This window comes from Nostoc cf. edaphicum LEGE 07299 (assembly GCF_015207245.1).
GTDB lineage: Bacteria > Cyanobacteriota > Cyanobacteriia > Cyanobacteriales > Nostocaceae > Nostoc > Nostoc edaphicum_B.
This window is the reverse complement of sequence record NZ_JADEXF010000322.1, coordinates 1-5,320: the sequence shown is the minus strand read 5'-3', so window position 1 is coordinate 5,320 and position 5,320 is coordinate 1. Positions and strand designations below refer to the sequence as shown.

Here is a 5,320-nt window from a genome sequence, read left to right as displayed (position 1 = left end):
GGGAACCAGAAGGTGGAAAGACTGGATTCGTCAAGATGTCTTCGGGGAAGGTAGTAATAGTTTGCAAATGACTAACGGCAGTATTGACGCTGAGTAAGTTGTTTGCACCTGCATCAGCTGCAACTAACTTATTGCCATCTATTACGAAACCCAAAGGATTGCTACCGACATCACCACCATCGGAATTATTGACAAGTTCATAGTTAGCTAAATCAGCAACACTCGTCCAGGAATTGGTATTAAAGTCGGGAGCAATGATTTTACCGAGGTCAGTGTTACCCAAATTGCGATCGCGAAAGGTTGGATTCGCCCCATACCCAATCAGAACATAAGGTTTACCTGTAGCATCAAATTGGATATCACGAGGACCACCTGCGCCAGTACCATCTGGTAATGCTATGGAAGAAAGTCCTGTAAGTATGCGTTTGGTTTTACCATTTTCAATTTTGGTAACTGCCCCACTTGTGCCATAGCATAAAGAGTCACCTTGACCACTTGCTGGTGGAACACAAGCACCACTTCCCCCGATTCCCGCTTCTGTAACATAGAGACCGCCATCAGGGCCAAAACTCAGACCACCGGCATTATATAAACCGTCGGCGATTACTGAAAAGGATGCAGCTGAGGCAGCTTTCATTCCCGAAAAGGCGGCAACACAAAAAGTTAGGAAGGTAATAGTAAGTTGTTTGAGTTTCATGTTTTGTCTTTTGTCCTTTGTCATTTGTTAATTGACCAATGACTAATGACCAATGACTAATGACTATTAGCTAGTGATTCTTGAATTTTTGGTAGATAGCTCATTCCTCGGTCAAATGATTTGAGGTTGCCAGCTTTGGCCTCGAGTAAACGTTTGATGTTCATGCTCTCAGCGCCATAGTCTTCAATCTGAAGTTTGCCGTGGGTTACAGTTCCATCTGTTTTCCAGAATGTAATTCGATGTAGGATGAAACCAGAGGCTTCTGGGTCAGCGAAAGAGTATGCAGTTGGAATCAGTAACGCTACAGAACGCTGATAATATTCGTAATCTGGATAAAAATGTTCTTGTTCGAGTAAGTAGTATTTACTCAAAGAATGAACTCGTACAGACACTTTTACTTTTTGGTCATATTCATCTTTGAATTCACCTGATTCAGCAGTGATCTCACCATTGGGTCGCAGTAAATGCGCCCACTCATCTACATTTTTTAAGTCTTTTAAGTATTCAATGCCGATTTCAATTGGGGCATCAACATAAATAGTGTCTGTATCGATAAAGTGGCTTCCTTTGGCTGCTGAGGTCAGACCGGCTTTGCGTTCCAAATTACCTTTGAGAGAACGACATTCAGAAGTATGTACTGTATGAATTCCCTGCATAATCATTTGAGTCTGCCGTTTGGGATCGACAAAGCTCAACCAGTGAAAATACACACCTTTTTCATCTGTTCCAGGCTCGATATAATCTGTAGGAAATAGCAAGACAGGGTAAACCTGAAAATATTTCTGATACTCTAATCCACAGTGCCACTCAATGCCGTAGAAAAGTGGATTTTCTAATTTTTTAACATGATAATAGAGATTTTTGTGATAACCAGACGCAGTTCCGAGCCAAGTATCTTCGTCAATTTGCTCTTTCATCCGGCTATAAAGCGTCCATTCATCCAAGTTTTTTAAACTACAAAGATACTCAAAAGCGCTTTCTGGGGAAGTAGCAATATATGCTGATGTAGCAAAGGTATTTTTTTCCATTGTTCACTCCTTAAAATAATAACAATTAGGCTGCGATCGCTTTAGTCTTGGTTCGCTTACTATTGATTCGGTCTTCTGCTAATCGTCTAGCAGCATCGTTAGTAGTAACTCCTTCCTGTTTCGCAATCTCAAAAATTGCTAATAGCGTGTCATAAATGTTATGCACTTGCTTGAAAGCTTTTTCTTCGTCATAACCAATCATTTCGTTGTAAACATTGATTAGTCCTCCAGCATTAATTACATAATCAGGGCTATAAAGAATCCCTTTTTTAGCAAGCATTTGACTATGTAGTTGCTCATTTTCTAATTGATTATTAGCTGCACCAGCAATAATCGAAGCTTGTAGGAAAGGAATTGTATGACTATTAAGAATTCCTCCTAAAGCGCAAGGAGCAAAAATATCTACATCAAGTGAGTAAATTTCGGTTGTTTCTACAACAGTTGCACCAAAAAGGCGTTTCACTTCTTCCGCTTTTACTGGATCTACATCACTAACAAAAAGCTGGACATCATGCTCATGTAAGTGACGGCAGAGATTTTTACCAACATTTCCTAAGCCTTGAACTGCAACTTTCATGCCATCAAGTCTTTTACTCTGCCAACGAGATTCTACAGCGGCTTTAATTCCGAGAAAAACTCCTAGTGATGTTATGGGAGCAGGCCCACCAGATTTTTCTGATACCCCAACAACATATTTCGTTTCTTGACTAATTGTCCGCACATCGTCAGGGGTAATATTGACATCTTGTCCGGTAATAAAACGCCCATTCAAGCTGTCAACAAAACGTCCATAAGCTCTCAACAAATCATCTGTCTTATTTTCAGGATTAGCGATAATGACTGCTTTGCCTCCACCAGCTGGAATGTTGGCACAGGCAGCTTTATATGTCATTCCACGACTCAGACGAAGTGCATCTTTTAACGCAGCTTCTTCGTTGATATAAGGCAAGATTCTTGTAGCTCCCATCGCTGGGCCCAAGGTTGTGTCATGGATGGCAATAATTGCCTTAATTTCGGGGTTTTTACCATGACAAAAAAGAACTTGTTCGTGACCCATTTCTCTAACAGTTTCAAATAGCAGCATCTTGACCTCTCGATATTGTTTAGGATTGGTTAGAGAAAGTAATGACCATTACAAAATGTAAATATATAGACACAAAACAACTCTCGAACATTAAGATTAGATGAAGTTAAGAAGAGACTTAGGATTTAAAAATCAAAAATTTAAAATTCCAGTTGATTGGGTATAGTTTTTGGCTGGAATAAGGTTTTTGCAATTTCTAAATTTATCCTTTGTCTTTTGTTGAATGGACTAATGCAAACTGGATTGTAAAGTCCAACTTGTTGAGATGTTTTAGTGTCTATAAAAATTGCAGGAAATTGCCAGGTTTTAAAGTTAAACCATTGGGAATGAAACTTGCTTGACTGCATTTTTAGCAGCACTTGATTTAATTCCTTGGGCTGCCAAACTCTTATTACGTCCACCAGAAGGTGCTGGTCGATCGGCGTCAATCACTACATCAATGAGAAAAGGAACATTTGATGCGATCGCTTGTTCTAATGCGGCTTCAATATCCGACTCTCTGACGACGACGATCGCTTCTGCTCCCATCCCACGAGCAATCATGGCGAAGTTTGTGGGTGGAAGTGTTGCATCTGCGCCCTTTAACCCCAAGATTTTCATCCCTTGATGGCACATGTTGTAACGCGCATCGTTAAGTACAATCCAGATTGCGGGAATTTTGTATTTCACGGCTGTGCTGATTTCGTTATTCATCAGCATTGCTCCATCGCCGACAATCCCTACAGCCTTGCTTTTACTCGCCAGTGCTGCACCCAATACTCCTGTGACGGCGTGACCCATTGCGCCGACTCCGGTGCTGACTCGGTAACGATTGGCTTCGGAAAATTGGAGTAGATGAGTTGACCAAGTAAATGAGTTACCACACTCCGCCATAACTATGGCATCGCTATCTTCAACAATGATCTTTTGAATTGCTGCCATCAATACTTCTGGCCGCACTGGATAATCTACCTCTGGTGCAGGTTCGATTGCTTTGTGTTCTGGACGAGGTAGCGACATTGTGGAATCAGGAGCATCTGGTAATTGCTGCAACAACTCTTCCACAAAAGCTTTGATATCAGATCGAACTGCAAAAGTTTCAACGTGGGGATAGGCTACACCTGGCACTTCCGGGTCAATATCTACATGGACAAAACCTCCTTTTGGAACCAGCGCCGAACTCCAAAAAGAAGTCGGTTCACCAAGGCGGGTTCCTAATACGAGTGTGCGTAGTGGAGGTTGTTCTTCCATATAAGTTAAGACGGAAGCATGACCGCCCAAACCTGTAACGCCCACAAACTGGGGATGATCTTCAGGGAAAATACCTTTACCACGGGGTGAGCACATGACTGCGGCTCCCGTTCTTTCAGCGAGTTCAAGGATTTCCTCTGCTGCATCACGCGCACCGAAACCAACCCAGATAGCAAAGGGGCCAGATGATAATAACTCTACAGATTTAGCGATCGCTTCTTTGGAAGCAGTCATCGGAAACGGAGTAACATCTAGCTGGGGTAAAGCTATATTCTCAACTAAACTTGTCTGCACAGCGGTGGGAATACTCAAATGTGCCACAAATCCGCCTGGTTGCGCCATCGCTAATGCAAGTTTACGAAAAATCTGCGGTAATTGAGCCGCAGATTCAATCGTGATTGCATAGTTAAATAACGCTCCTGGGGTAAAAATTCCTCCACTGGGTAATGTGTAAGTGCTGGTTTCTTGAATTGCCCAACGTCCACGCTGCGGTGCTGAGGTGCAAGCCGACAACAAAATTACCTTTGCACCTTCACCACGAGCCGCAAATAACCCGGTGAGGGCGTTGGTGATCCCCGGTCCTGCTGTGGTAAAAACTACAGTCGGGCGATTATTCGCAAAGTAAGCTTCGGTGGCTGCAAAGGCTGCTCCGGCTTCATGGCGGAAGTTCAACACCTCTATGCTGCTATTGGATAGCGCACCCCAAATGCTTGCCATCGCGCCACCTGCGACACCAAAAGCGTAGCCTACTCCTAAATTTACCAACATCTGAGCGATCGCATCGGCAACTGAGAGTGTTGGAGCTATTTCATCGTTTAAAAAAGGCTGAATTCCCCCATTATTCTCCGATTCATCAAGCTGACGGGAGTCAGACACAGATTCTACATATCTGTTTGCTCGAAGTTCCTTGTATGGCTCAGTGGTGATGAGAGGATTTGAACCAGTATAATTTTGACTCATTGGTTTCACGTAATTTTAGAAAGTTAGACAAAGGCTTTTTAGTTTACAATCACAACGCTAGAAATATTTAATACAAACAACTCTGTTGTTTACTACAGCTCTGACCTAGCTTGGACGATAGTAGAAATAGTTGATTGCTGCTGATTGATGCTTGTGAGCGCAGTACCAAAAATTTTGACCAAAAGCATACAACAGTTGAGGCTGTGCTTCATACGGTCAGAATAAAGGAGATAAAGACTGTGGTGCAATCAAAAATCTTTTGATGGGGATGTCAAATTTTTCGCTTCTATGATGATGACTATAGTACCTAAGTAGATGGAC

The 5,320-nt window shown here is 42.4% G+C and carries 4 protein-coding genes; all 4 read right to left on the bottom strand.

Annotated elements, in window-relative coordinates:
• On the bottom strand, positions 1–697 hold a 697-nt coding region (locus IQ229_RS11585), incomplete at its 3' end, for a ScyD/ScyE family protein (RefSeq protein WP_194043839.1).
• Between the two features lie 56 nt (positions 698–753).
• Positions 754–1,725, bottom strand: coding sequence for a scytonemin biosynthesis cyclase/decarboxylase ScyC (gene scyC, locus IQ229_RS11580; RefSeq protein ID WP_194043837.1), 972 nt, complete (start codon positions 1,723–1,725; stop codon positions 754–756).
• A 25-nt stretch (positions 1,726–1,750) separates the two neighbouring features.
• Positions 1,751–2,809, bottom strand: a complete 1,059-nt coding sequence (gene scyB / locus IQ229_RS11575) for a tryptophan dehydrogenase ScyB (RefSeq protein WP_194043835.1) — start codon at positions 2,807–2,809, stop codon at positions 1,751–1,753.
• A gap of 312 nt (positions 2,810–3,121) precedes the next feature.
• Positions 3,122–4,999 carry a scytonemin biosynthesis protein ScyA gene (gene scyA, locus IQ229_RS11570; RefSeq protein WP_194043833.1) on the bottom strand — a complete coding sequence of 626 codons (1,878 nt, stop codon included), beginning with the start codon at positions 4,997–4,999 and terminating at the stop codon, positions 3,122–3,124.
• Positions 5,000–5,320: the final 321 nt, after the last annotated feature.